24 protein-coding genes and 1 tRNA gene are annotated in these 24297 nt (G+C 65.7%); 16 read left to right on the top strand and 9 right to left on the bottom strand.

The window, feature by feature from the left end; all coding sequences use genetic code 11:
* Positions 1–60: 60 nt before the first annotated feature.
* The 3 genes from LPA44_RS14930 (at position 61) to rad50 (ending at position 4294) form a co-directional block, all read left to right on the top strand.
* Complete coding sequence (locus LPA44_RS14930) at positions 61–303, top strand: MarR family transcriptional regulator (RefSeq protein ID WP_230890322.1); 243 nt, start codon at positions 61–63, stop codon at positions 301–303.
* 146 nt (positions 304–449) lie between these two features.
* Complete coding sequence (mre11, locus tag LPA44_RS14925; protein WP_230890321.1) at positions 450–1634, top strand: DNA double-strand break repair protein Mre11; 1185 nt, start codon at positions 450–452, stop codon at positions 1632–1634.
* A complete protein-coding gene (gene rad50 / locus LPA44_RS14920; protein WP_230890320.1) occupies positions 1631–4294 on the top strand; it encodes a DNA double-strand break repair ATPase Rad50 in 2664 nt (887 codons plus the stop codon). The genes mre11 and rad50 overlap by 4 nt, the downstream gene beginning before the upstream one ends.
* Here the strand turns inward: rad50 and LPA44_RS14915 are convergent.
* The 3 genes from LPA44_RS14915 to LPA44_RS14905 are packed head-to-tail and all read right to left on the bottom strand — an operon-like array spanning position 4291 to position 5322.
* Positions 4291–4716, bottom strand: coding sequence for a DUF7346 family protein (locus tag LPA44_RS14915; protein WP_230890319.1), 426 nt, complete (start codon positions 4714–4716; stop codon positions 4291–4293). The two genes, rad50 and LPA44_RS14915, sit on opposite strands and share 4 nt — an antisense overlap.
* Before the next feature lie 42 nt (positions 4717–4758).
* A complete protein-coding gene (locus LPA44_RS14910; protein ID WP_230890318.1) occupies positions 4759–5097 on the bottom strand; it encodes a DUF7322 domain-containing protein in 339 nt (112 codons plus the stop codon).
* Positions 5098–5136: 39 nt separating this feature from the next.
* The gene (locus tag LPA44_RS14905) at positions 5137–5322 is read right to left on the bottom strand and encodes a DUF7331 family protein (protein WP_230890317.1); all 186 of its coding nucleotides are present in this window, start codon (positions 5320–5322) and stop codon (positions 5137–5139) included.
* Between the two features lie 113 nt (positions 5323–5435).
* Here LPA44_RS14905 and LPA44_RS14900 point away from each other — a divergent pair, with 113 nt between their 5' ends.
* Positions 5436–9482: a DNA polymerase domain-containing protein gene (locus LPA44_RS14900; RefSeq protein WP_230890316.1), complete on the top strand. Its 4047-nt coding sequence runs from the start codon at positions 5436–5438 to the stop codon at positions 9480–9482.
* Between the two features lie 13 nt (positions 9483–9495).
* Here the strand turns inward: LPA44_RS14900 and LPA44_RS14895 are convergent, their stop codons facing one another.
* Together LPA44_RS14895 and LPA44_RS14890 are read right to left on the bottom strand one after the other, a co-directional pair.
* Positions 9496–10602 (bottom strand): glutamate-cysteine ligase family protein, encoded by a 1107-nt coding sequence (locus LPA44_RS14895; RefSeq protein WP_230890315.1) that lies wholly within the window; start codon positions 10600–10602, stop codon positions 9496–9498.
* A gap of 147 nt (positions 10603–10749) precedes the next feature.
* Entirely contained in the window at positions 10750–11493 is a 744-nt protein-coding gene (locus tag LPA44_RS14890; protein ID WP_230890314.1) for an SDR family oxidoreductase, read from the bottom strand.
* Between the two features lie 189 nt (positions 11494–11682).
* On the opposite strand from LPA44_RS14890, the gene LPA44_RS14885 reads away from it, so the two are divergent.
* From LPA44_RS14885 to LPA44_RS14845, 9 genes are all read left to right on the top strand, one after another.
* On the top strand, positions 11683–12591 hold the full coding sequence (locus tag LPA44_RS14885) for an ABC transporter ATP-binding protein (protein ID WP_230890313.1): 909 nt from the start codon (positions 11683–11685) through the stop codon (positions 12589–12591).
* Positions 12592–12600: 9 nt separating this feature from the next.
* On the top strand, positions 12601–14031 hold the full coding sequence (gene sufB, locus LPA44_RS14880; protein ID WP_230890312.1) for a Fe-S cluster assembly protein SufB: 1431 nt from the start codon (positions 12601–12603) through the stop codon (positions 14029–14031).
* 1 nt (position 14032) lies between these two features.
* Positions 14033–15256: a Fe-S cluster assembly protein SufD gene (gene sufD / locus LPA44_RS14875; RefSeq protein ID WP_230890311.1), complete on the top strand. Its 1224-nt coding sequence runs from the start codon at positions 14033–14035 to the stop codon at positions 15254–15256.
* A 116-nt stretch (positions 15257–15372) separates the two neighbouring features.
* A complete protein-coding gene (locus tag LPA44_RS14870) occupies positions 15373–15867 on the top strand; it encodes a ferritin-like domain-containing protein (RefSeq protein ID WP_230890310.1) in 495 nt (164 codons plus the stop codon).
* 37 nt (positions 15868–15904) lie between these two features.
* Positions 15905–16339, top strand: coding sequence for a metal-dependent transcriptional regulator (locus LPA44_RS14865; protein WP_230890309.1), 435 nt, complete (start codon positions 15905–15907; stop codon positions 16337–16339).
* A gap of 52 nt (positions 16340–16391) precedes the next feature.
* Entirely contained in the window at positions 16392–17135 is a 744-nt protein-coding gene (locus tag LPA44_RS14860) for an HNH endonuclease (protein WP_230890308.1), read from the top strand.
* A 41-nt stretch (positions 17136–17176) separates the two neighbouring features.
* Positions 17177–17278: transfer RNA gene (locus tag LPA44_RS14855), tRNA-Gln, on the top strand.
* Between the two features lie 177 nt (positions 17279–17455).
* A complete protein-coding gene (locus tag LPA44_RS14850; protein WP_230890307.1) occupies positions 17456–19330 on the top strand; it encodes a hybrid sensor histidine kinase/response regulator in 1875 nt (624 codons plus the stop codon).
* 68 nt (positions 19331–19398) lie between these two features.
* Positions 19399–19593 (top strand): cold-shock protein, encoded by a 195-nt coding sequence (locus LPA44_RS14845; protein ID WP_230890306.1) that lies wholly within the window; start codon positions 19399–19401, stop codon positions 19591–19593.
* A gap of 22 nt (positions 19594–19615) precedes the next feature.
* Here LPA44_RS14845 and LPA44_RS14840 read toward each other — a convergent pair whose 3' ends face one another.
* A complete protein-coding gene (locus LPA44_RS14840; protein WP_169793386.1) occupies positions 19616–19771 on the bottom strand; it encodes a DUF7563 family protein in 156 nt (51 codons plus the stop codon).
* A 122-nt stretch (positions 19772–19893) separates the two neighbouring features.
* On the opposite strand from LPA44_RS14840, the gene LPA44_RS14835 reads away from it, so the two are divergent.
* Both LPA44_RS14835 and LPA44_RS14830 read left to right on the top strand, forming a co-directional pair.
* Positions 19894–20202, top strand: coding sequence for a hypothetical protein (locus LPA44_RS14835; protein WP_230890305.1), 309 nt, complete (start codon positions 19894–19896; stop codon positions 20200–20202).
* A 102-nt stretch (positions 20203–20304) separates the two neighbouring features.
* Complete coding sequence (locus LPA44_RS14830) at positions 20305–20979, top strand: HD domain-containing protein (protein WP_230890304.1); 675 nt, start codon at positions 20305–20307, stop codon at positions 20977–20979.
* Here LPA44_RS14830 and LPA44_RS14825 read toward each other — a convergent pair whose 3' ends face one another.
* From LPA44_RS14825 to LPA44_RS14815, 3 genes are read right to left on the bottom strand one after another with little or no spacing between them, the layout of a single operon-like run.
* The gene (locus LPA44_RS14825) at positions 20980–21612 is read right to left on the bottom strand and encodes a LysE family translocator (RefSeq protein ID WP_230890303.1); all 633 of its coding nucleotides are present in this window, start codon (positions 21610–21612) and stop codon (positions 20980–20982) included.
* A 37-nt stretch (positions 21613–21649) separates the two neighbouring features.
* A complete protein-coding gene (locus tag LPA44_RS14820; protein WP_230890302.1) occupies positions 21650–22360 on the bottom strand; it encodes a TMEM165/GDT1 family protein in 711 nt (236 codons plus the stop codon).
* Positions 22357–23031, bottom strand: a complete 675-nt coding sequence (locus LPA44_RS14815) for a metal-dependent transcriptional regulator (RefSeq protein ID WP_230890301.1) — start codon at positions 23029–23031, stop codon at positions 22357–22359. Before LPA44_RS14815 ends, LPA44_RS14820 begins: the two co-directional genes overlap by 4 nt.
* Positions 23032–23213: 182 nt before the next feature.
* Between LPA44_RS14815 and LPA44_RS14810 the strand changes: the two genes are divergently transcribed.
* A complete protein-coding gene (locus LPA44_RS14810) occupies positions 23214–24236 on the top strand; it encodes a TAXI family TRAP transporter solute-binding subunit (protein WP_230890300.1) in 1023 nt (340 codons plus the stop codon).
* Positions 24237–24297 lie beyond the last annotated feature (61 nt).

The following is a 24297-nucleotide window of genomic DNA, read 5'->3' as shown; positions in this document are numbered from 1 at the left end:
TAACCGTTGTGCATTTTCGATAACGAAACCATTATCTAAGTGCATCCGGAATGGGTGGGTATGAGCGCCACCGCCAAAGACACGGAGACGGCCGAAGCACTCGAAGACCTCCCCCCGAGCGCGAAGCTCGTCGCGAAAGTCCTCGAATACAACGACACTCTCACGCAGAGCGAACTTGCCGAGGAGACACTACTGCCCGCCCGTACCGTCCGGTACGCGCTCACCCGCCTCGAAGAACAGGATATCGTCGAGTCCCGGTTCTCGTTCTCCGACGCGCGCAAGCGCATCTACACGCTCGCCTGATTCGGGCTCGTTCTGCCGCAATCTGCCCCCGGCCAGGTCTACTTCCTGTCTCTCGTCCCGTCTCTCGTTCGCAGAGTCGGAACACCCTCCACTACCCCGAAGAAGCGCCGAACCTTTATCCGGCGTAGCGCTACATCCCCACAGTAATGGTTCGCGTCATCCACACGGGGGACACCCACCTCGGCTACCGCCAGTACCACTCCCCCGAGCGCCGGCAGGACTTCCTCGACGCCTTCGAGTCGGTCGTCGAGGACGCCGTCGCGGCCGACGTAGACGCCGTCGTCCACGCCGGCGATCTCTACCACGACCGGCGTCCCGGCCTCCGCGACATCCTCGGCACCATCGACGTGCTGCGGCCGCTCCGCGAAGCTGGCATCCCGTTCCTCGCCATCGTCGGCAACCACGAGGGGACGCGGGACGCCCAGTGGCTCGACCTCTTCGAGACGCTGGGGCTCGCCGAGCGCCTCGACGAGACCGGTCGCCGCGTCGACGACACCATGTTCTACGGCCTCGACTACGTCCCCGAGTCGAAGCGCCTCGACCTCAACTACGACTTCGCCGAACCCGACGTCGAGCACACCGCGCTCGTCTCCCACGGCCTGTTCACGCCGTTCGCGCACGCCAACTGGGACCTCGACGAAGTGCTCGGCGAGTCGAACGTCGACTTCGACGCCGTCCTCCTTGGCGACAACCACGCCGCCGACACCGCGCAAGTCGGCGACACGTGGGTCACGTACTGCGGGTCGACGGAACGCGCGAGCGCCAGCGAGCGCGACCCCCGCGGCTACAACGTCGTGGAGTTCGACGACGGCGACGTCGCCATCTCCCGGAAGGGCATCGAGACGCGGGACTTCGTATTCGTGGACGTCGACCTCGGGCCGGAGGACGGCACCGAGTACGTCCGCGAGCGCCTCCGCGAGCGCAACCTCGAAGACGCCGTCGTCGTGGTCACCGTGGAGGGCGACGGCGATACAGTGACGCCCGCCGACGTCGAGCGGTTCGGCGACGAACGCGGCGCGCTACTTACGCGCGTCAACGACCGCCGCGAGGTCGAGGCCGACGAAGAGGTCGAGGTGTCGTTCGCGGACCCCGACGAGGCCGTCCGGGAGCGCGTCCGCGACCTCGGGCTTCGGGAGGCGAGCCTCGACATCGACGACACGGTCCGCGACGGCGACCTCGCGGACTCGAACGTCCGCGAGCGCGTGAAACAGCGCGTCGAAGCCGTACTCGACGACAAACCGACGACCGAGTCCGGCGCCGACGCTGACACTGACGCTGACGACGAACCGGCCGAGCAAGCGCAGGCGACGACCATGGAGGACTTCTCGTGAGATTCACGCGCGTCTCCCTGCGGAACTTCAAGTGCTACGAAGACGCCGACGTACGCCTCGACCGCGGGGTCACGGTCATCCACGGGCTGAACGGCAGCGGGAAGTCGAGCCTCCTCGAGGCCTGCTTCTTCGCGCTGTACGGCGCGAGCGCGCTCGACAAGACGCTGGACGAAATCGTCACCATCGGCTCGGAAGAAGCCGAAATCGACCTCTGGTTCACGCACGCGGGCAGCGACTACCACGTCCACCGGCGCGTCCGGAACACGGGCGAGCGCGCGTCGACGCCGGACTGCACGCTCGAAACGCCGTCCGGGAGTATCGACGGCGTCACCGACGTCGAGGAGTACGTCGGCGACCTGCTGCGGATGGACGCGGAGGCGTTTGTGAATTGCGCGTACGTCCGGCAGGGCGAGGTGAACAAGCTCATCAACGCCTCCCCAAGCACGCGCCAGGACATGCTCGACGACCTCCTCCAGCTCGGAAAGTTGGAGGACTACCGCCAGCGCGCCGGCGACGCGCGGCTCGGGGTGGAGGACGTCAGGAGCAACGTCGCGGGCAAGCTCGACCAGCTCGACGAGCAAATCGAGGCCAAGGAGTCCGAGAATCCCCACGACGCGCTCGCGAGTCTGAAGTCCGAACTCGCGGACGTCACCGAGGACATCGAGAACTACGAGGACCAGCGCGAGACCGCCCGCCAGACGCTCGAGGACGCCGAGAGCGTCCTCGAAGCCTACGAGGAGAAGCGCGCGGAACTGGACGACGTCGCGGAGACGATTAGCGACGTCCGGGAGGCCATCGCGGAGACCGAGAGCGAACGGGAGGAACTCGCCGACGAAATCGGCGAGCACCGCGAGCAGGCCGACGAACTCGAAGCCGAGGCCGACGAGCTGGTCGCGGAGACCAAACTGAACGAGGCGGACGCCAAAGCCGCTGAAAGCAAGCGCGAGGAACTCGCCGCCGAGCGCGAGAACGTCACCGAGCGCGTCTCCGAGGTCGCACCCGAGGTGTCGAAACTATCGACGGAAGCCGACAACGCCGCCGAGCGCGCCGACGACCTCGAAGCCCGCGTAGCGGACCTCCGGGAGGCGGCCGACGACCTCGAAGACGAGGTCGAGGAACTCGAGGCCGAGCGCGAGGAAGCCATCGAGCGCATCGAGGAGTTGGACGGGGAAATCGCGGAGGCGAAGGCGGCGTTCGAGGACGCACCAGTCGAATTCGGGAACGCCGAAGCACACCTCGACTCGCTGAACGCGGACCTCGACGACCTCCGGGAGCGCCGCGAGGGCGTTCGCGCGGACCTCCAGTCCGCCGAGGACCGCGTGGCAGAGGCCGAGAAGCTACTGGACGCCGGGAAGTGCCCGGAGTGCGGCCAGCCAATCGAGGGGTCGCCGCACGTCGAGAGCGTTGACGAGTACCGCGAGCGCGTCGCCGACCTCGAAGCCGAACTGGAGACCATCGAGGAAGATGTCGCGGACGTGACCGAGCGCATCGACCGCACCGAGGGCCTTGTGGAGTGCGAGCGTGAGGTCGCCGACCTCGAACGCAACCGCGAGTTGGCCGTCGAGCGCCGCGACGACCACGAGGACGCCGCGAGCGAAGCGCGAGAGGGAGCCGAGTCCAAGCGCGAGGAAGCCGACGACCTCGAAGCCGACGCCGAGGACGCTCGCGAGGAAGCCGAGTCCAAGCGCGAGCAGGCCGAAGCCAAGCGCGAGGAACTCGCGGAGTTGAACGCCGAACAGTCCACGCTCAAGGAACGCATCGAGCGGCTGGCCGACCTCGTGGACGTACTGGAGGAGGCCGCGGACCACCGCAAGGCCGCCGACCAACTCGCGGAGAAGCGCGCGAGCCTCAAGGACCGGAACGGCGAGCGCCGCGACCGCCTCAGCGACCTCCGGGAGCGCAAGCAGCGCCTCGAAGCCGACTTCGACGAGGACCGCATCGAGGCGGCGAAGGCGGACAAGGAACGCGCCGAGGACTACCTCGAACAGGTCGAACCCAGACTGGACGACCTCCACGAGCGCCGCGACGATCTACAGGGCCGGATTGGCGCGGCGGAGAACGCAATTGAGGAACTGGAGGCGTTGCGCGACCAGCGCGAGACGGTCGCCGCGCGCCTCGACGAACTCCAAGAAATTCACGACGAGGTCTCCGAATTGGAGTCGATGTACGGCGACCTGCGCGCGGAACTGCGCCAGCAGAACGTCGCGAAACTGGAGCGCTTGCTGAACGAGACGTTCGAGTTGGTGTACCAGAACGACTCGTACGCCCGCATCGAACTCTCCGGGGACTACGAACTCACCGTCTACCAGAAGGACGGCGAACCACTCGAACCCGAGCAACTCTCTGGGGGCGAGCGCGCGCTGTTCAACCTCAGCCTGCGGTGCGCCATCTACCGGCTGCTCGCGGAGGGCATCGACGGCGAGGCACCGCTCCCGCCGCTCATCCTCGACGAACCCACGGTGTTCCTCGATTCGGGGCACGTCTCGCAGCTCGTCGAACTGGTCGAGCAGATGCGCCGCATGGGCGTCGAGCAGATTGTCGTGGTGAGCCACGACGACGAACTCGTGGACGCCGCCGACGACGTGGTGCGCGTGGAGAAAGACGCGACCACGAACCGCTCCCGCGTGGTGCGGGACGCCGAGGAAGTGCTGGCGGACTAGTTCTGACGGAGCGCATCGATGCCGTCTCTCCCCGTCTCGGTGAGCTGGTAGCCGCGCTCGCCGTTCACCGTCGCTTCCGCGACGAGGCCGGCGGCGCGGAGTTCGGTGACGCCACCAAGCAGGTCGCTCTCGCAGGTGTCGTACGCGCCGAGCATCTCGCGGGCGGCCAACGGGCCGCGGTCCGCCAAATCGACGAGCAGGCCGAGCAGCCAGTCGTCGTGGCAGGCGGTGACGACGCGGCGCGCGGGCTCGGGGACGGCGGTCGCGAGCGCGTCGAGGGGCGCGTCGCCGTCCGCGGGTTCGAGGTCGTCGTTCGGGACGTGGCGCTCGTCACCGGTCTCGGGGTCGCGGACGAGACTGCTGTCGCTGCTCTGCTTGAGGAGGAGATAGTGGTTGCCGTCGTCGTCGCGAACCGTACGCATGTGAGAAACGAGCGGGCGCGTGGCGTTAGGCCTTCCGGGGTGTCACTCGCCGTCGGTTTCGTCGCCGGTGTAGCGCTGGTAGCGCCAGTAGCCGAACGCGAACAGCACGAGTCCGAGGATGACCGCGAGGCCGCCGTACTGCCAGCGGCCGCGGAATGCGACGAACATCAGGCCGAGGCTGACGGCGAGCAGCGCGACGTTGAACGTGGCGACGAGCGTCCAGAACTTCCGGCGGAGGCCCGCGGGTGCGTCCGAGCCGTCCGGAATCTCGGGCGCGTCGACAGACGGGACGTCGACCTCGGGCGCGAGCTCCTGCTCGGCGTCGCTGGGTTCGTCGTCGAGGAAGTCGTGGTCGCCGTCCGCTTCGGACTCGTCGAACACGCTCGGAGAAGGGCGGCGTCGGTGGAAAAGCGTTGCCTATCAGAGCACGTCGCCCAGCGACACGGCGTTCGTCGCTTTGAGCCACGCGAGCGGATTGTCGGCGTCGTAGAACACGACGCCGTCCTCTGTGTCGTAGGACTCCACGGAGTCTCGGGCCTCCTCGGCCTCGGGCAGCTGTGGGACGTCATTGTGGCGGTGCGTGTCGCCCGCTGCGTGGTCAGTCACGTCTGTCACCTCGATCTGTGGTAGGAAGTAGCATACCATAAGCCTTCTCCCGATGTCCGATTTCGCCGCCCGGAAGGGCGAGTTTTTAGGCGACAGGACCGAACGATTACGTAATGGAAGACACGGACCTCTCCGAGTTCATGCACGAGGGGAGCGACGCCGCCGACGACGCGGCGGACGTCCCCGACGACACGGTCCGCGCGGAAGCGGAAGTCGTCGCGGGGGACGGCGACCCCGTCGTGAACGAAATCGTCTCCGCGGAAGCCGACGCGCTCCCGGACGCCGACGGCGACGTCGAACTGATGGTCACGCAGGTCGACTACACCGTCGAGGGCGACGGCGACCGCGAGCGCCCCGTCGTCCACGTGTTCGGCCGTACCGCCGACAACACCGCCGAGCACGTCCGCGTCCACGGGTTCCGGCCGTACTTCTACGCACCCACGGACAGCATCGACGAGGACGACCTCGCGCAGGACGTCATCACGGGCTCCGAGGAGACCGACGAGAACGGCGACCCCTATAAGTCCATCCGCGGCGAGAAACTCACGAAGATTTTCGGGCGCACGCCCCGCGACGTCGGGAACGTCCGGGACCGCTTCGAGCACTACGAGGCGGACATCCTGTTCCCGAACCGCCTGCTCATCGACAAGGACATCACCAGCGGCATGCGCGTGCCCGAGCGTCGCGCCGACGACGACGACGCGGTCTACGTCCACCACGACGAAATCGAAACCGCCGAAGTCGACGCCGACGTCCGCGTCAACACCTTCGACATCGAGGTCGACGACCGCTCCGGATTCCCCGAGGAGGGCGAAGAGCCGATACTGTGCCTGACGAGCCACGACTCCTACGACGACGAGTACATCGCGTGGCTCTACGAGGCGCCCGAGGCGACCGCACCCTCACCCGAGGAACTCGTCGACCACGACCTGATGGACCAGAGCGCGGACCTCGAAGTCCGGGCGTTCGACACGGAGGAGGCGATGCACGAGGCGTTCGTCGACTACCTCGATACGACCGACCCGGACGTGCTCACGGGCTGGAACTTCGACGACTTCGACGCGCCGTACTACATCGACCGGCTGGACGAACTCGACCCGTACACCGACCACGACCTCGATTCGGACAGGCTCTCGCGCGTGGACGAAGTCTGGACGTCTGGCTGGGGCGGCCCGAACGTGAAGGGGCGGGTCGTCTTCGACCTGCTGTACGGCTACCAGCGGATGCAGCGCTCCGAGTTGGACTCCTACCGGCTGGACGCGGTCGGCGAGAAAGAGCTGGACGCCGGCAAGGAGCGCTACACGGGCGACATCGGCGACCTCTGGGAGAACGACCCCGAGCGCCTGCTGGAGTACAACGTCAGGGACGTGGAGCTCTGCGTGGAGATCGACCGCAAGCAGAACATCGTCCCGTTCTGGAAGGAGGTCGCGGAGTTCGTCGGCTGCAAGCTCGAAGACGCGACCACGCCCGGGGACGCGGTGGACGTGTACATCCTGCACAAGGCGTACGGCCGGTTCGTGTTGCCGTCGAAGGGCCAGCAGGAGTCCGAGGACTACGAGGGCGGCGCGGTGTTCGACCCGATTACGGGCGTCCGCGAGAACGTCACGGTGCTCGACCTGAAGAGCCTCTACCCGATGTGCATGGTGACGACGAACGCGTCACCGGAGACGAAAGTCGACCGCGAGGCCTACGACGGGGAGACATACCGCGCGCCCAACGGGACGCACTTCCGGAAGGAGCCGGACGGCATCATCCGGGAGATTATCGACGAGACGCTCGCGGAGCGCGAGCAGAAGAAAGCCCTCAGAAACGAGCACGACCCAGAGAGCGAGGACTACGACCGCTACGATCGCCAGCAGGCCGCAGTGAAGGTCATCATGAACAGTCTCTACGGCGTGCTGGGCTGGGAGCGCTTCCGCCTCTACGACAAGGAGATGGGCGCGGCGGTCACCGCGACGGGCCGCGAAGTCATCTCGTTCACGGAGGAGGCCGCCAACGAGGTCGGCCACGAAGTCGCGTACGGGGACAGCGTCACTGGCGACCGGCCGGTCGTCATCCGGGACCCGGACGGGCGTGTCCGCATTCTCCCGATCGAGGACCTCTTCGAGCACGGCGAGACGGAGTCCGAAGTCCTCATCGCCGCGGACGGGGATGTCGTTGCGAGTGCGACGCCGGGGAAGACGCGGCGGTCACTGGAGGGCTGGGAAGCACTGTCGCTGAGCGACGGCGGCGAACCGGAGTGGCAGCCGATCCAGCAAGCCATCCGCCACGAGACCGACAAGCCAGTGCTGAACCTCCAGCACAAGTTCGGTGAGTCCACGACCACCCGCGACCACTCGTACGTCGTCGAGGATGGCGACGAATACGTGGAGATGTCGCCGGAGGATGTCTCGAAGCCGCTCCGAATCCCCGGATTTGCCGACGTCGACGAGGTAGCAGAGATCGACGTGTACGAGGTACTGTCGGGGTACACGCGGACCTACGAGGACGGCCGGAGCGTCGGGTCGGCTGACGCCGAACAGAAAGTGAAACGCGTCCACGCCGACGACGAGTACGTCTGGTTCGGCCACGAGCATCACGGCAACCTCAACTCCACGATTAAGGTCAAGCGCCACGTCGACGTACACAGCGAGGACGGTCGGGCGCTGGTCCGGCTCCTCGCCGCGTACGTCACCGAAGGAAGCGCTACGACGAAGGAAACCGCCGAATCGAAGTTCGGAGCGAGCATAGCTGAATCCCGGCGTCCCTGGCTCGAAGGGCTGCAGGAAGATTACGATAGGCTGTTCGAAAACGCGACAGTTAGCGTGATCTCGAGCGATTCGAGCGACGAACGAACAGTTGGATACAGCACCGCGGATGGCGAGAGTGAGGTCTCGTACGGCGACACAACGCGGAAACTCCAGATGATGAACGAACTCTCGGCAGTGTTCTTCCGGGAGTTCGCGGGACAGACGTCACGCGGCAAGCGAATTCCGTCGTTCGTCTACCACCTCGACGACGACCTCCAAGAGTTGTTCCTCGACGTCCTTATTGAGGGGGACGGGTCGAGAGAATTCCCACGCTACAGCGACGAGTACGCTGAGTGGAACTTCGACTACGAGACGACGAGTCGGGAACTGGCAGCCGGACTGTCGATGCTGCTCACGCAGCGCGGGAAGAAGCACTCGCTCAAGTACCGGGACGAGAAGGATTCGTACACGGTTCGAACCTGCGACTACTATCGGTCGGGCCACGACCCGGTCGTCAGCGAAGCCGAACACGACGGCTACGTGTACGACCTCAGCGTCGCGGAGAACGACAACTTCGTAGACGCCGTCGGCGGAATCGTCCTCCACAACACGGACAGCGTGATGTTGGAACTCGGTGGGGACGTCACCACGGAGGAGGCCATCGAGGAGTCCTTCGACATCGAGGACCACATCAACGCGGCCTACGACGACTTCGCCAGCGAGGAACTGAACGCCGACGAGCACCGCTTCCAGATCGAATTCGAGAAGCTCTACCGACGGTTCTTCCAGGCGGGCAAGAAGAAGCGCTACGCCGGCCACATCGTCTGGAAGGAGGGCAAGGACGTCGACGACATCGACATCACGGGCTTCGAGTACCAGCGCTCGGACATCGCGCCCATCACGAAGCGCGTGCAGAAGCGCGTCATCGAACTAATCGTCAAGGAGGGCGACGTCGACGCCGTTGAGGAGTACGTCCACGACGTCATCGAGGAGTACCAGGACGGGGACGTCGACCTCGACGACATCGGCATCCCGGGTGGCATCGGCAAGCGCCTCGACAACTACGACACGGACACCGCGCAGGTTCGGGGCGCGAAGTACGCGAACCTCCTGCTCGGCACGAACTTCCAGCGCGGCTCGAAGCCCAAGCGCGTCTACCTGCAGAAGGTGCATCCGGAGTTCTTCCGCGAATTGGAGGGCGAGAACCCGGACATCCGCGACGACCCGCTGTACGTGGAGTTCAAGACTGACCACGACGTCATCTGCTACGAGTACGCCGACCAGATTCCCGAGTCGTTCGAAATCGACTACGACGTGATGCTCGACAAGACCCTCAAGGGCCCTATCGAGCGCATCCTCGAAGCGTTGGACATCTCCTGGGACGAGGTCAAGAGCGGGCAGACCCAGACCGGGCTCGGCAACTTCATGTGAAGCGCCAGGGGCGTCAGTCGCCGTGGATCGACTGCGCCCGCTGGACGTCGCGTTCGAGCCGGTCGGCGTGTTCCAGGCGGAGCGCCCTGGCTCGCTCGCGCGACACTGTTCTGTCTCCGTCGATTTCGTGGGTTATCGGGTCGTACGCGTCGACGTCGAACCCCATGCGTTCGAGGTAGGCGCGGACGGCCGACGAATCGAGTCCGTCGCGAATCGCGGCGTCGACGTACTCGCGGACGGTGTCGAACGCCGGCGCGACGACGCCGCGCTCGGTGATTCCGCCGTCCTCCCCGACCCGGAACCCGTCCTCGCGGACGTGCTCGACAACGCTGACGACGTCGTCGGCGAGTTGGAGCACCTGACTCGGGAGCGCGGTGTCGGGCGCGCGCCACTCGACGGTGCCGAACTCCTCGCGGAACTTCACTGGCGTCCAGACGGCGTTCTCCGGGTCGAACGTCGACTCCACCGTCTGTCGGTCGACGCCTGCGTCGACGGCGGCATCGACGAACTCTTCGTAGCGGCGGTCGAGGCGGTCCTCCCAGTCGGCGGGGTCTTCGACGTACGGCCACAGTTCGCCCTGCTCGGGGAGGGCGTCGTAGGCCAGTCGACGGTAGCACTTCGAGCGCGCGCCGGCGGCGACGCGTTCGCCCCGGAAGTACGGCGAGGAGTTGACTAGCGCCAGCGCCGGGTCGAGCGCGACGAGCGCGTTGAACTGCGCGACCTCGTGGCCGGGTTGTTGTTCGACGTGGACGTGCGTGCCCGCACAGGGCCGGACGTAGTCGAAGCGCTCGCCGACCGCCCGGCTCTGGATGCGCGTGCGGTCGCTCGTCCGCTCGGCTATTTCGTCGTGGTTCACGGGCGTCGCCAGCGGGACGAGGCGCTTCCCGGCGTCGTCCGCATGGCGGAGTACGGTCCGGAGACGGTCGAGCAGCGTCGCGCGCAGTTCAGCCGACGTCTCGCAGGGCGTCGTCTTGACTTCCAGCACCGGTTCGACGAACTCCCGCTCTGCACCCTCCGCGTCGACGAGCGCGCCGGGTTCGGTCAGTCGGCCGTCCTCGTCGATGACCCAGTATTCGACCTCGATACTCCGTCGTATCGGCTCTGATTCGCGTGCTGACACGGTCCTGTGTGTGAGTGTGCTCAGTCGCCAGTTCGACTCGCGGTCAGGCCCGCACGAATCATATTGTCACACGTTAGCATAGAACGATAGCCAGCAAGAAGGTTTCGTGTCCGGCGAATTTCTGGTCGTTCGTCCGGCCGGCGGCGGTCAGAAGTGGCTGAATTTGTCGCGGCGGTAGACGTCGATTTCGCTGGTCGTCGTCGGCGCTTCCTGCCGAGCGGCGAACGCAATGGCTTCCGCGATTTCGACTGGCTCGGTGACCTCGCCGGGCTCGAACACCTCCTCGAAGGTGTCGCCGTCCTCACTGCCGAACTCCGAGCGGACCTCCGTGGGATTGACGACGGTGACCGCGAGGCCGTCGTCGCCGTACGCGGCTTCGACGCTGTGAGCGAACCCGCGCAGCCACCACTTCGTCGCGGCATAGACGGGGTTCGACGGCCGCGGGTACTGGCCAGCGAAACTCCCCACGAAAATGAGGTTGCCGTCGGCCTCGCGGAGGTGTGGGAGCGCCGCCCGCGTCGCGAAGAAGGCGCCGTCGCAGTTGACGTCCATCATCTGTCGGTACTGGCTCGTGTCGAGGCTCTCAACGTCGCTGCCGCGGCCGAGGCCGGCGTTGTTCACGAGCACGTCGACGCCACCGAACTCCTCGACGGTGGCGGCCACGAGCGACTGAACTTCGGCTTCGTTCGTCACGTCCGTCGGCACGACGTGGGTGTCGGCGTCGTGTTCGGCGGCGAGATCGTTGGCAATCGCTTCGAGGCGTTCGCGGCGGCGTGCGGCGAGCACGACTGTCGCGCCGTCGCGAGCGAGCACGCGCGCCGTGGCTTCGCCGATGCCGCTGCTGGCACCGGTGACGATGGCGACTTCGCCGTTGAGTCCTGCTGAGACCATGTGCGGCCGAACGGCAGCGAGGGGCTTGATAGTTGGCCGAGTCTGCGGCGAAAACAGGTCCCCATCACGACCCGTTCAGGGGTTTAGGTTTTCCCAAACGAAAACAGTTTTTTCGCAAACGCGAACCGGAACCCGTGAATTCCGTAACCGTTATGCGTCCCACGCCCCTCCCTACAGACGACTGAGGCAATGGCTACGCTCGAACTCAAAAACGTACACGCGAAAGTCGCAGAAGAGGGCGGAGAGCAGATTCTCGAAGGCGTCGACCTCGAAATCCCGTCGGGCGAAATCCACGCCCTGATGGGCCCGAACGGCTCGGGGAAGTCGACCACCTCGAAGATTATCGCCGGCCACCCGGCCTACGACGTCACCGAAGGTGAAGTCCTCCTCCACCTCGAGGAGGGTGACTTCGACGACGTCGCCGAGTTGCCGGAGGACGCACGGACGTGGGACCTCCTCGAACTGGAGCCGAACGAGCGCGCCGCGCTCGGCATCTACCTCGGCTTCCAGTACCCTGCCGAAATCGAGGGCGTCACGCTCGTGAATTTCCTCCGCACCGCGCTCAACGCAAAACTCGAAGAGCGCGACGAACTCCTCTTCGGTGAGGACGAGGAAGCAGAAGAAGACGACGAGGGCTACGAGACCTCCCCGATGGAGGGCCCCGCCGACGAAGGCGAAGTCGGCGTCGCGGAGTTCCAGGAACTCCTCTCCGAGAAGATGGAAGCCCTGGACATGGACGAGTCGTTCGCGACGCGCTACCTCAACGCCGGCTTCTCCGGCGGCGAGAAGAAGCAGAACGAGGTCCTCCAGGCTGCCATCCTCGAACCGTCGATTGCCGTGCTCGACGAGATCGACTCGGGCCTCGACATCGACCGTCTGCAGGACGTCGCGAAGGGCATCAACGCACTGCGCGACGAACAGGACACGGGTATCCTCCAGATCACCCACTACCAGCGCATCCTCGACTACGTCGAACCCGACCGCGTCCACATCATGCTTGACGGCGAAGTCGTCATGGAAGGGGACGCCGAGCTCGCCGAGAAGCTCGAAGACAAGGGGTACGACTGGGTGCGCGACCAGGTCTACGAGACTGCGTAAACCACAATCATGAGCTCAGACCAAGACCACCTCGAAGAAACCGACACCGAGGCCCGATTCGAATTCAAGAAGGAGGAGAAGTCCGCCTTCAAGTCCGAGAAAGGCCTTACTGAGGAGACCATTCGGCTCATCTCCGAAGACAAAGACGAGCCCGAGTGGATGCTCGACCGGCGCCTGCGCGCCCTCGAGCAGTACAAGAAGATGCCGATGCCGACGGATTGGCCGGGCCAGCCGGACCTCTCCGAACTCGACGTCGAAGAGATTGTTCCCTACATCCGCCCCGACGTGGACAAGCGCTCGGGCGCGGACGAGTGGGAGGACCTCCCGGACGAGATTCAGGACACGTTCGAACAGCTGGGCATCCCCGAGGCCGAGCGCGAGGCGCTCTCCGGCGTCGGCGCCCAGTACGAGTCCGAAGTCGTCTACCAGAACATGCAGGAGCGCTGGGAGGAGAAGGGCGTCGTCTTCTGTAACATGGACGAAGCCGTGCAGGAGTACCCGGAACTGGTCAAAGAGCACTTCATGACGAAGTGCGTGCCGGCCAGCGACAACAAATTCGCGGCGCTCCACGGCGCAGTCTGGTCCGGCGGGAGCTTCGTGCACATCCCCGAGGACGTGACCGTGAACATGCCCGTACAGGCGTACTTCCGGATGAATTCCGAGGGCATGGGTCAGTTCGAGCACACGCTCATCATCGCCGAGGAAGGCTCGGAAGTGCACTACATCGAAGGTTGTTCGGCGCCGAAGTACGGCAGCCACAACCTCCACTCCGGTGGCGTCGAAGTCTTCGTGAAAGAGGACGCTCACGTGCAGTACTCGACCGTGCAGAACTGGTCGAAGAACACGTTCAACCTCAACACGAAGCGCGCCATCGTCGAGGAGAACGCCACCATGGAGTGGGTCTCCGGTTCCATGGGGTCGAAGGCGACGATGCTGTACCCCTCGTCGATTCTGAAGGGCCGCGGCGCGACTGACAACCACATCACCATCGCGTTCGCAGGCGAGGGCCAGGACATCGACACCGGCGCGAAGGTCTACCACAACGCGCCCGATACGAAGTCCACCATCGAGTCCAAGTCCATCGCGAAAGACGGCGGCCGCACGAACTACCGCGGCCTCGTCCACATCGCTGACGGTGCCGAGAACTCCTCGACGTCCGTCGAGTGTGACGCGCTGATGTTCGACAACGAGTCCACTAGCGACACCATGCCGTACATGGAGATTAACGAGTCGAAGGTGGACGTTGCCCACGAGGCGACCGTCGGCAAGATCGGCGACGAGGACGTCTTCTACCTCCAGTCTCGCGGCCTCGACGACGACGACGCTAAGCAGATGATTGTCGCGGGCTTCATCGAGCCCATCACGGAGGAACTGCCCATCGAGTACGCGGTGGAGCTCAACCGCCTCATCGAACTCGAGATGGAGGGGAGCCTCGGATAACATGAGCACCCAACTGCACCAGGACATCAGCGAAGAGACCGTACGACAGCTCGCCGACGAGCACGACGAGCCCGAGTGGCTGCTCCAGACGCGACTGGACGCCCTCGACGCGCTCGAAGACCTCGACTATCCGAGCGTCATCGAGACGCCCGGCCGCAAGTGGACGAACCTTGAGGACCTCGACTTCGAGGCGCTGGTCGACCCACTCACCCAGACCGAGCAGAAAGACCAGGTCGGCCCCGAGGACGTCGAAGTCGCGTCGTTCCACGAGGCCCTGCAGGACGATGACCTCGCCGAACTCGTCGAGGAGCACTTCGGCAGCATCGTCGACCCGCAGCAGAACCGCCTGACCGCGCTGTCGACGGCGCTGTTCACGACCGGCACGGTCGTCTACGTGCCCGCCGGCGTCGACGCCGAGGACGTGAAGATTCGGACGTCAATGACCTCCCGGTCGCTGTTCAACTACACGCTCGTCGTCACCGAAAGCAACTCCTCGGTGACCATCCTGGAGCGCCAGGACACGAGCGACGACGCCGAAGCCGTCGACGACGGCCGGTACTACTCCGGCGTCGTCGAAGTCGACGCGGGCGAGAACTCCTACGTCCAGTACGGGAGCCTGCAGGACTTCGACGAGGACACGTACAACTACACCGTCAAGCGCGGCGACGCGACCACCTACAGCACGGTCGACTGGATCGAGGGCAACCTCGGCAGCCGCCTGACGAAGACGAGCGTCTCCACGGAACTCAACGGTGACTCCAGTGAGACGAAGATTGTCGGCGCGTTCTTCGGCCACGACGGCCAGCACTTCGACCTCGACTCGAAGGTCTGGCACCGCGGCGAACACACGACCGCCGACCTCGTCACGCGCGGCGTCATCGACGACGACGCGCGCTCGGTGTACGAGGGCGTCCAGGACGTCGGCGAAGACGCCTGGGACACCTCCAGCTACCAGCGCGAGAACACGCTGATGCTGAGCGACGAGAGCGAGGCCGACGCCTCCCCGAAGCTCATCATCAACAACCACGACACCGAGGCCAGCCACTCCGCGACCGTCGGTCAGGTCGACGAGGAGACGCTGTTCTACATGGAGAACCGCGGCGTCCCCGAGCAGCTCGCCACGGACATGCTCGTCGAGGGCTTCTTCGTGCCGGTGCTCGAGGAAGTCGAAGTCGAGGAGCTCCGCGAGGACCTCCAGACGCGCATCCACGAGCGCCTGCAGTAGGCGTTCGCGCTCTGAGGACGGCCACTGTCGCGCCGTCGTCGGAGGGAACGGTTTAAGTCCGCTTCTCTCTCAGTTACGAGTAGTATGACCGGAGTACCGCCGTCGAGGTGTACGCCGTGAGTTCGGTCGCGGCCCGCGTCGACTCCGACGACCAGCTCGCGCGCCTCCTCCAGATCGGCATCGTGCTCGAAGAGGTCGTGGAGGCCCGCGCGCACAGACACTACCAGTCGCTGCCCGTCGAGGAGCGCGACGAAGCCATCGAGGAGCTGCTCTCGGAGGCCAGCGCGGAGTCCGCCGAACACCGCCGCCGACTCGAATCGCTCGTCGAGGACCTTGACGCCGACAGCATCCCTTTCGAGGATGTCAAAGAGCTCGTCGCGGGAAGCTACGGGCAGACCGGCCCGGAGGACTTCGACGGCGTACTCTACGACCAGCTCCACGGCGAGGAGACCGCGTACAAATTCTACGACGACCTCATCGACGCCGTCGAAGCCAGCGACGCCACGTTCGGCGTCGACCGCGAGGCGGTCCTGGAGACGCTCCGGGACATCCGCCACGCGGAAGCCGAGGGCGTCGAAGAGGTCGCGAAACTGATGGAGGCCCGCGCATGAGCACGGAACAACCGACCCCACAGCGGAGGTGTGTCGCGTGAATACTGCCGACCAGTACTTGAAGACGATTTTCCTCGTCGAGCAGCTCGAAGATGGCCCGGCGGCGACCGGCGAGCTCGCCGACCGCCTCGGCGTCAGCCCGGCGAGCGTCAACGAGATGGTGGGGAAACTCGAAGACCGCGGGCTCGTCGCCCACGAGAAGTACAAAGGTGCGACCGTCACCGACGACGGCGAAGCCCGCGCCCGCGAGGCGCTGCAGACGTACTGCATCCTCGAACGCTTCCTCGCGAACGTCCTCGACGTCGACGACTTCCGCGCGGAAGCCCGACAACTGGAGCCAGTCATCGACGAGACGGTCGCGGACCGCCTCGACATGATTATCGACCGCGAGCCGCAGTGTCCGGAGTGCTTCGACGCGGAAGCCGACGCCTGCGGCCTGCTCGTCGAGGAAGGCATCGAAGCCGACGACTGAGCGGTTCTTTAAGTGGGCTAAATTTCTAGTCGGGTCCGCGCGTGGCGTCCGTATGGACTGCCCGACCTGCGGGAAGGCGCTCTCGACGGAGCGAGGGATGCGCCAGCACCATACGAAAGTCCACGACGAACCACTCCCGAACCGGACCTGTGCGGACTGTGGTACTGAATTCTACGACCCGAAGTCGCGGCGCACGTACTGCGACGACTGCTACTCTCAGGCGGGGGAGAAAAACGGGAACTACAGCGGTGCGAAAGAGACGACCGAGTGCGAGCAGTGCGGCGACACCTTCGACTACTACCCGTCGAACAGGGACGGCGTCTACTGTTCGGGGTGCGTCGAGGACGCGGACGGTCTACTCCCCGGCGAAAGTTTGCCTGTCCCGCACGTCGAAGTCGAGTGTGAATACTGTGGAGAGACGTTAGAACGGCACCCATCACGCGTCGAGTCGGCGTCGTACGGAGAGTTCTGCGACCTCGAATGTTACGGTGAGTGGCTGTCAGAGAACGTCGTCGGGGAGTCCCACCACCAGTGGGAGGGTGGGACGATTCCCTATGGTTCCTCGTGGTGGCAAGTCCGGCGTGCGGCACTGGTTCGTGACGAGTACGAGTGCCAGAACTGCGGCGCCGGGGTCGAGGAACTGGGTCGGAAGCCGGACGTCCATCACCTCGACCGCGTTCGGGATTTCGATGACCCCGAGGACGCCCACCACCTAGAGAACGTGGTCTGTCTCTGTCGGTCGTGTCACCGTCGCGTCGAGGACGGTGACGTGGCGCTCCCCTCTTGGAATCCGTGAAGAGCAATCTTATTGTGTGCCCGCCGGTTACCGTCGAATGCAGTCCCGTGGTGTAGTGGCCAATCATATGGGCCTTTGGACCGGTGCGGGTTTGCGTACCGGAAAGACAGCCTATGACGGCGGTTCGAATCCGCCCGGGACTATTGTCAATTTTCTTATACGGCTTGGGTGTCGTTCTCCACTACTTTGAACCCGGTAGCAGAGCAACGAACCGAACCCGCTACCGAGATTTTCGCGGCGACGTGAAGAACTAAAGGGACGTCGTGCTTCGAAGCGAGCAGACCAGCAAACCCGTTAATCTGTAGCCCCTACCGAGGATAATGACTGACTCCATCCGCGTGCTCCACGTCGACGACGAGCCCGGGTTCGCGGAGATGGCGGGCGAATTCCTCGAACGCGAGGACGACCGCATCGAGGTGGTGACCGCCTCGAACGCCAGCGACGCACACTCGATACTCGCCGACGAAGACATCGACTGCGTCGTTTCGGACTTCGACATGCCGGGGCAGAACGGCATCGAGTTCCTCGAAGCCGTGCGGGAGGAGTACCCCGAGTTACCGTTCGTGCTGTTCACGGGGAAGGGTAGCGAAGAAGTCGCCAGCGAAGCGATTTCGGCAGGTGCGACCGACTACCTCCAGAAGGAGGCTGGCACCGACCAGTACACGATTCTGGCGAACCGCGTGCTGAACTACGTCGACACGGCGCGCGCGAAGTCCCAGCGGCAGCGGCAGTTGGACGCCATCGAGGCCGCGAAGGAGGGCATCAGCATCCTCGACGAGGACGGCGAGTTCATCTACGTGAACGAGGCGTACGCCGACCTCTACGGCTACGAGCGCGCGGACCTCGTCGGCGAGCACTGGCGGGTGCTGTACCCGGATGACGCCGTGTCGCTCGTCGAGGACGAAATCCTCCCGCAGGTCAGGGAGGCCGGCGTGTGGAGCGGGCAGACGACGGGGCTGCGGGCGGACGGCGAGACGTTCGTCGAGGACCACACGCTGGCGCTGACGGAGAACGACGAACTCGTCTGTACCGTGCGCGACATCACGCAGAACCGGGAGCGCGGGGAGGCGCTGGCGGCGCTGCACGACGCGGCGACGGACCTGGAGGCGGCGGACACCGAAGACGAGGTGTACGAGATTCTCGTGGACGCCGCCGAGGACATCCTCGATTTCGACCTGGTGGCGGTGGACGTCTACGACGACGACGACGCGCTCGTGCAGGCGGCGTGGTCGCTGGACGCAGACACGGAGGGCTACTGGGAGGTGACGCCGCTGGAGGAGGATACGTTCGCGACGCGGGCGTACAAGCGCCAGGAGACCATCGTCGTCGACGACCTCCGGAAGTTCGAGATTACGCCCGCGGACCCCGAGTATCGGTCGGCGTTGACGACGCCGATTGCGGACATCGGGACGTTCCAGGCGGTCTCGCGCGAGCCGGAAGCGTTCGGCGCGACGGACCGCGAATTGGCGGAACTGCTGGCGGGCCACGCGCGGGAGGCGCTCACGCGTCTGGAGTCCGAGCAGCAACTCCGTGAGCGCACGGAGGAACTGGAGCGCCAGAACGAGCGCCTCGAGGCATTCGCGACCATCGTCTCCCACGACCTGCGAGCGCCGCTGAACGTCGCCAGTGGCCGGCTGGCGCTCGCTCGCGAGGAGCGCGACGGCGAACACCTCGAAGCGGTCTCGGCGTCGCTGGACCGCATGGAGACGCTCATCGAGGACACGCTGACGCTTGCCCGGGAAGGACAGGCAGTCTCGGATCGCGAGCACGTCGACGTCACAGACGTTACCGAGCAGTGCTGGGCGCGCGTCGCCGACACGTCGGCAACGCTGGACGTGGTCGACGAATTCGCCGTCCGTGGCGACCGCGACCGCCTCCAGCAGGTGTTCGAGAACCTCTTCAGAAATGCGGTGGAACACGGTGGCGAGGGTATCACGGTGCGCGTCGGCCGCCTCGACGACGGCAACGGGTTCTACGTCGAGGACGACGGCTGGGGCATCCCCGAGGACGAGCGCGAGGCCGTCTTCGGACACGGGTACACGACCAGCGACGACGGCACCGGGTTCGGGCTCGCCATCGTCGAGGAAATCGTGAACGCGCACGGCTGGTCGGTCAGCGTCGCGGACAGCGAGGACGGCGCCCGCTTCGAAATCACGGGCGTGGGACTGGTCGAGCGCGCCGACGCCGCGCAGTAGCCGCGCACGCCCGGCGCGGGCAGAGCGGTTAAGTGTCGTCCACGAGAGCACTCTCGTGGAGTCCCACTATGGCAACCGGCACCGTCGACTTCTTCAACGACCAGAAGGGGTACGGGTTCATCGAGACCGAGGACGCCGACGACGACGTGTTCTTCCACATGGAGGACGTCGGTGGCGCGGACCTCGAAGAAGGTCAGGAAGTCGAGTTCGACATCGAGGAGGGCGAGAAGGGACCGCGCGCGACGAACGTCACGCGCCTGTAGCGGGCGCGTCGATTCTTCGCCGTTACGACCGGGTGGCGCGAGCCTCGCGGACGTCCGCACCGTCCCGTACCATGTCGGGGCAGTCCGGGCAGACGCGTGGCTGTTCGACGCCGGGCGGGGTGAACACGCGGACGTAGTCTTTGGTGACGAACGACTCGCAGTTCTGGCAGAGCGGCATCTCGATTGAAGGCGATGAAGTGCCAGTATATATGTTTTGTGTGTATTGTACCGTCGTGAATAAATAGGCCTCAGGAGCCCACAGAGCGAACGGCCTAACCGTCGCGGCCGCCTCCAGCGCGTATGAGCGATACGCTGGAGTCGCTGCCGGACCGCCCGCTGCGACAGCAGGAAGTCACCGCGCTCAACCACGCCGACGCGTTCTCGCTGGTGGTGCCCGTCGACCGCGAGGACGCCGTCGAGGCCGACACCCGCGAGCCCGTCGTCATCACCGAACGCGTCATCCTCGGCACCGACGACTGGGTGAGGGGGCTGGTGTACGACGATGGCTGGCTGGAGGTCGAGTCGGTCGCCATCGACGACCCCGACGAGGAGCGCTTCGAGGCGATGCGGGACTGCGAGGCGGCGGTCGCCGAGTACGACCTCGACTGACCGTTCGGCCGGTCTCGGGAGACCTGCAAAAGGCTAAAGAGAGAAACAAGCCTTCGTTGTAGTAATGACAGTACGTGTACGCCGGCCAACGGAGGTGAGACTGTGGGCGTCGAGATAAAGGAGTCGCCGGTCTCCGAGCCGCAGTTCGACGAGATGGCGGCGTTCGTCCGCGACTACCTCGAAGCGAGCGTGGAGAACGAGGACGACGGCGGGCGAATGCGGTGGTACCCGTGGCACTCCGCGGAGTACCGCTTCACCCACATCCGTAACGTCGTCGAGCTCGGCGAGCGCATCGCGAGCGAGGAGGGCGCGGACATCGACGTCGTTCGCGTCGCGGCGCTGTTCCACGACATCGCGAAACTGGAAGCCGAGCAGGAGGAGCACGCCGACGAGGGCGCGCGCATCGCGCGGAAGTACCTGGAGACCCACGGCGACTTCGCGCCGTCGTTCGTCGACCAGGTGTGTGCGGCCATCGCCGACCACTCCCACCAGGGCGACCTCTCGGAACTGCCGCTGGAGACGCGGTGTCTCATCGAGGCCGACGTCCTCGACAAGGCGGGCGCGAACGGCGCGGCGCTGATGTTACTGCGGATGGGGTACGAGGCCCGCACGCACGTCGACGCCGCGGAGATGGTCGACCGCGTGCTCGAACGCGGCGAGAACGCCGCCGAGCGCGTGGAGAGCGACACCGCCGACTCCATCGCCCACCAGCGCATCAAGCGCGTGCGGTGGTTCCGGGAGTGGCTGGAAGCCGAAGTGCCGGGGATGCGCGAGTAGTTACAGCCCGGCCGCCGTCTTCAGGAAGAGGACGCCGAAGACTGCCAGCGCGCCCGCGCTGACGTACGCGACTGCTTTTCCGAACGCGTCGACGCGCTCGCCGGCCGCGCGCAGCGACGCCGGGAACCCCGCGGCCCAGAGGAAGATGCCGGCGAAGAAGCCGGCGATGGTGAGCGCGCCGTTGCCCGCGGCCAGCTGCAGGCCGAACGCCGAAATCTCGGTCGGGTTGAGGAGGGCGACGCCGGCGGTCAGCCACCACGTCATCTGGTAGGGGTTCGCGAGCGCGAGCACGAACGCCTTCCGGAAGCCGCGGCCTTCTGCGGGCTCGGCGTCGGAGAACGATCCGGCGTCCTGGAAGGCGCCGTACGCGTAGTAGAGCATGAGCACGCCGCCGATACCGACCATCACTGTCTCGACGGCCGGGGCGTCGTGGATGAGGGCGACGACGCCGACGAGCGCGAGCACGAAGAAGCACGCGTCGGCGGCCATCGCGCCCAGGCCCGCGAAGAAGCCCGCACGCCAGCCGCGAGTCACGGCCTCCTCGGCGATGACGGCGTTCATCGGGCCCGGCGGCGCGGCCAGCGACAGTCCGAGGGCGAGCCCAGCAATCACGGAGACGGCAACGTCGAACACGACTACAGATAGTCGCAGGCCGCGAAAAAGCCGCCGATTACGCCGCCAGCGTCACCGGGAGCGCGCGAGCGACCGCGCCGACAATGCCCTCCCAGACGGAGACGTCGAAGAGGAGTTGCAGCGCGACGTCCCCCGCGAAGAAGAAGAAGAGCGTGGCGGCCGCGAGGTGCGCGCGGCGCGCGTCGAAGCTCTGGGAGAACCGTGCGAAGAACATCGCGTTCAGTAGGCTGACGGGGATAATGGCGGCCATCTCGCCGACCCAGATGGCCGGTGCCGCGCCGTACTGGGCGGCCAGTCCGATGGTGACCAGTTGGGTCTTGTCCCCGAATTCGCCGACGAACATCATCGCGAAGATGGGGAGGAACCCGCCGAAGTACGTCGGGATGGCGCGCCCGAAGATTGTGGCTTGCTCGAAGCGGCCGCCGACCGCGACAATGCCGCCATCGCCCTGCATCGGCCCGGGGTTGCCGTCGGCGGGCATCGAGCGCAACAGGAGCACGCCGAACACGAAGAACAGCGCGCCCGTGATGGCGTCGAGGTAGACGCCGGGGAGCGCGTTCCGGAGCGCGTTTCCGACGAGGATTTCGGCGGCCGTCCAGATGGCGAACGCGGTGGTGGCGGCGGCGACGACGACTTTCGGGTCGTACTGCGTGGACAGCCCCGCGATGATGAATTGGACTTTCTCGCCCGGCAGGACCGCGAGTTGGGCGGCGAACGCGATGCCGGCGAGTTCCGCGAAGCCGGTCACGGTTCGGACACCTCGTCGAGCGAGCGCACGCGAATCACGGCCGCGACGCGGTCCGGGAGGTGAACGTCCTCGCCGTCGACGTCGACGACGAACAGCCCGATGGGGGCGTGTTCGCGGACAGAGAGCTCGGTGCCGGGTTCGATGCCGGCGTCGGTGAGGTAGCGCAGTTCCTCGGAGTTGCGGTCGTCGACGCGCGCGACGACGACGCGGTCGCCGGCGACGTGGTCGGCGAGCGCGGTGGTGTCGGGGTGTTCGGGCGGTTCGAGGTCCGCGCTCGGAATTGGGTCGCCGTGCGGGTCGACGGTGGGGTCGTCGAGTTTCCGGGCGAGGCGGCGCTCGAACTCCTCGCTGATGTGGTGTTCGAGCGCGTCGGCCTCGTCGTGGACCTCGTCGTATTCGTAGTCGAGGTGGTCCGCGAGAAACGACTCCAGGAGGCGGTGGTGGCGCAACACTTCCAGCGCGACCGTCTCGCCCTCGGGGGTGAGTTCGACGCCCTTGTACTTCTCGCGGGCGACGAGCCCGCGCTCTTCGAGCTTCCCCACCATGCTGGTGACCGTCGGGGGCGTGACGTCGAGGTAGTCGGCGATGGCGGAGGTCTTGACCGGCGGGCCATGCTCGCGCTGGAGCACGTAGACCGCCTTCAGATAGTCCTCCATGACGTCCGAGAGCATTCGTTGTCGTAGTTTAGACGCGTCTAAACAAATAGTTGGCGTTAGCGAACTACCCTGGCGTGTGGAGTCCGCGTCCGTGTTCTGTACGCCCGTGCACCGTGCGCGCCGCGGCTGGGCGTTCCGGCCATTGACGGGCGGTACTCGATAGTGATATAAACCTGCCGGGCGTTTTGTGTCATAGTATGTCATCCGAAAAGACGCGTCGTCGGTTCCTCGAAGCAGCGGGTATTGCTGGCGTTGCGGCGCTCGCTGGCTGCAGCGGGAATGGCGGCGACGGCGACTCGACGACACAGGACGGCGACTCGACGACACAGGACAGCGACTCGACGACAACACAGAGTGGCGGCGGGAGCAACCGCTTGAGCTGGCACGCGGGCGGCACAGGTGGCACGTACTACCCACTCTCGAACGAAATCAAGACCATCGTCGAGGCAAACACCGACTTCTCGCTGAACGTCCAGTCCACGGGTGCCAGCGTCGAGAACGTCGGGAGCCTCTCGGACGGCTCCGCGGACTTCGCACTCATCCAGAACGACATCGCGTACTTCGCGAAGAACGGGACAGGCATCGATACGTTCCAGGGCAACGCAATCGAGAACCTCCAGGGCGTGGCGACGCTGTACCCCGAAACGATCACCGTCGTGACGCTGCAGGACACCGGCATCGAGACGCTGAGCGACCTCAGCGGCGCGACGATTAACACCGGCGACCTCGGCTCCGGGACGCAGGTCAACGCGAACCAGATTCTGGAAGCGGTCGGCATCACCGACTACAACGAGCAGAACGCCGGCTTCTCCCAGGCGTCCGAACAGCTCGCGAACGGCGACATCGACGCGGCGTTCGTCGTCGGCGGCTGGCCGGTCGGCGCAATCGAGGACCTCGCGAACACGAACGACGTCCAGATCGTCCCGATTCAGGGCGAGAACCGGCAGGCCGTCAAGGACGCCGCCTCGTGGTTCGCCGACGACACGATTCCGGCCGGGACGTACACCGGCGTCGACCAGGCCGTCGAGACTGTCGCCGTGCAGGCGATGATTGCCACACACTCGGGCGTGGCTGCCGAAACCGTCGAAACGGTCACCGCGGCCATCTTCGACAACGTCGACGAGCTAACCATCAAGACGGACTTCATCTCCGCGGACAGTGCGCAGGACGGGATGTCCATCGAGCTCCACGACGGCGCAGCGGCGTACTTCGACGCGTAAACCACACAGACAGCCATCGCGGCGCCGACACTCGCTTCCTCCTCGGTGCCGTCGCGGTAAT

The sequence above is a fragment of the Halobacterium sp. KA-4 genome (genome assembly GCF_021028995.1).
Lineage (GTDB): Archaea > Halobacteriota > Halobacteria > Halobacteriales > Halobacteriaceae > Halobacterium.
The sequence above is the reverse complement of the archived record's forward strand: the minus strand, read 5'-3'. Positions and strand labels throughout refer to the sequence as shown.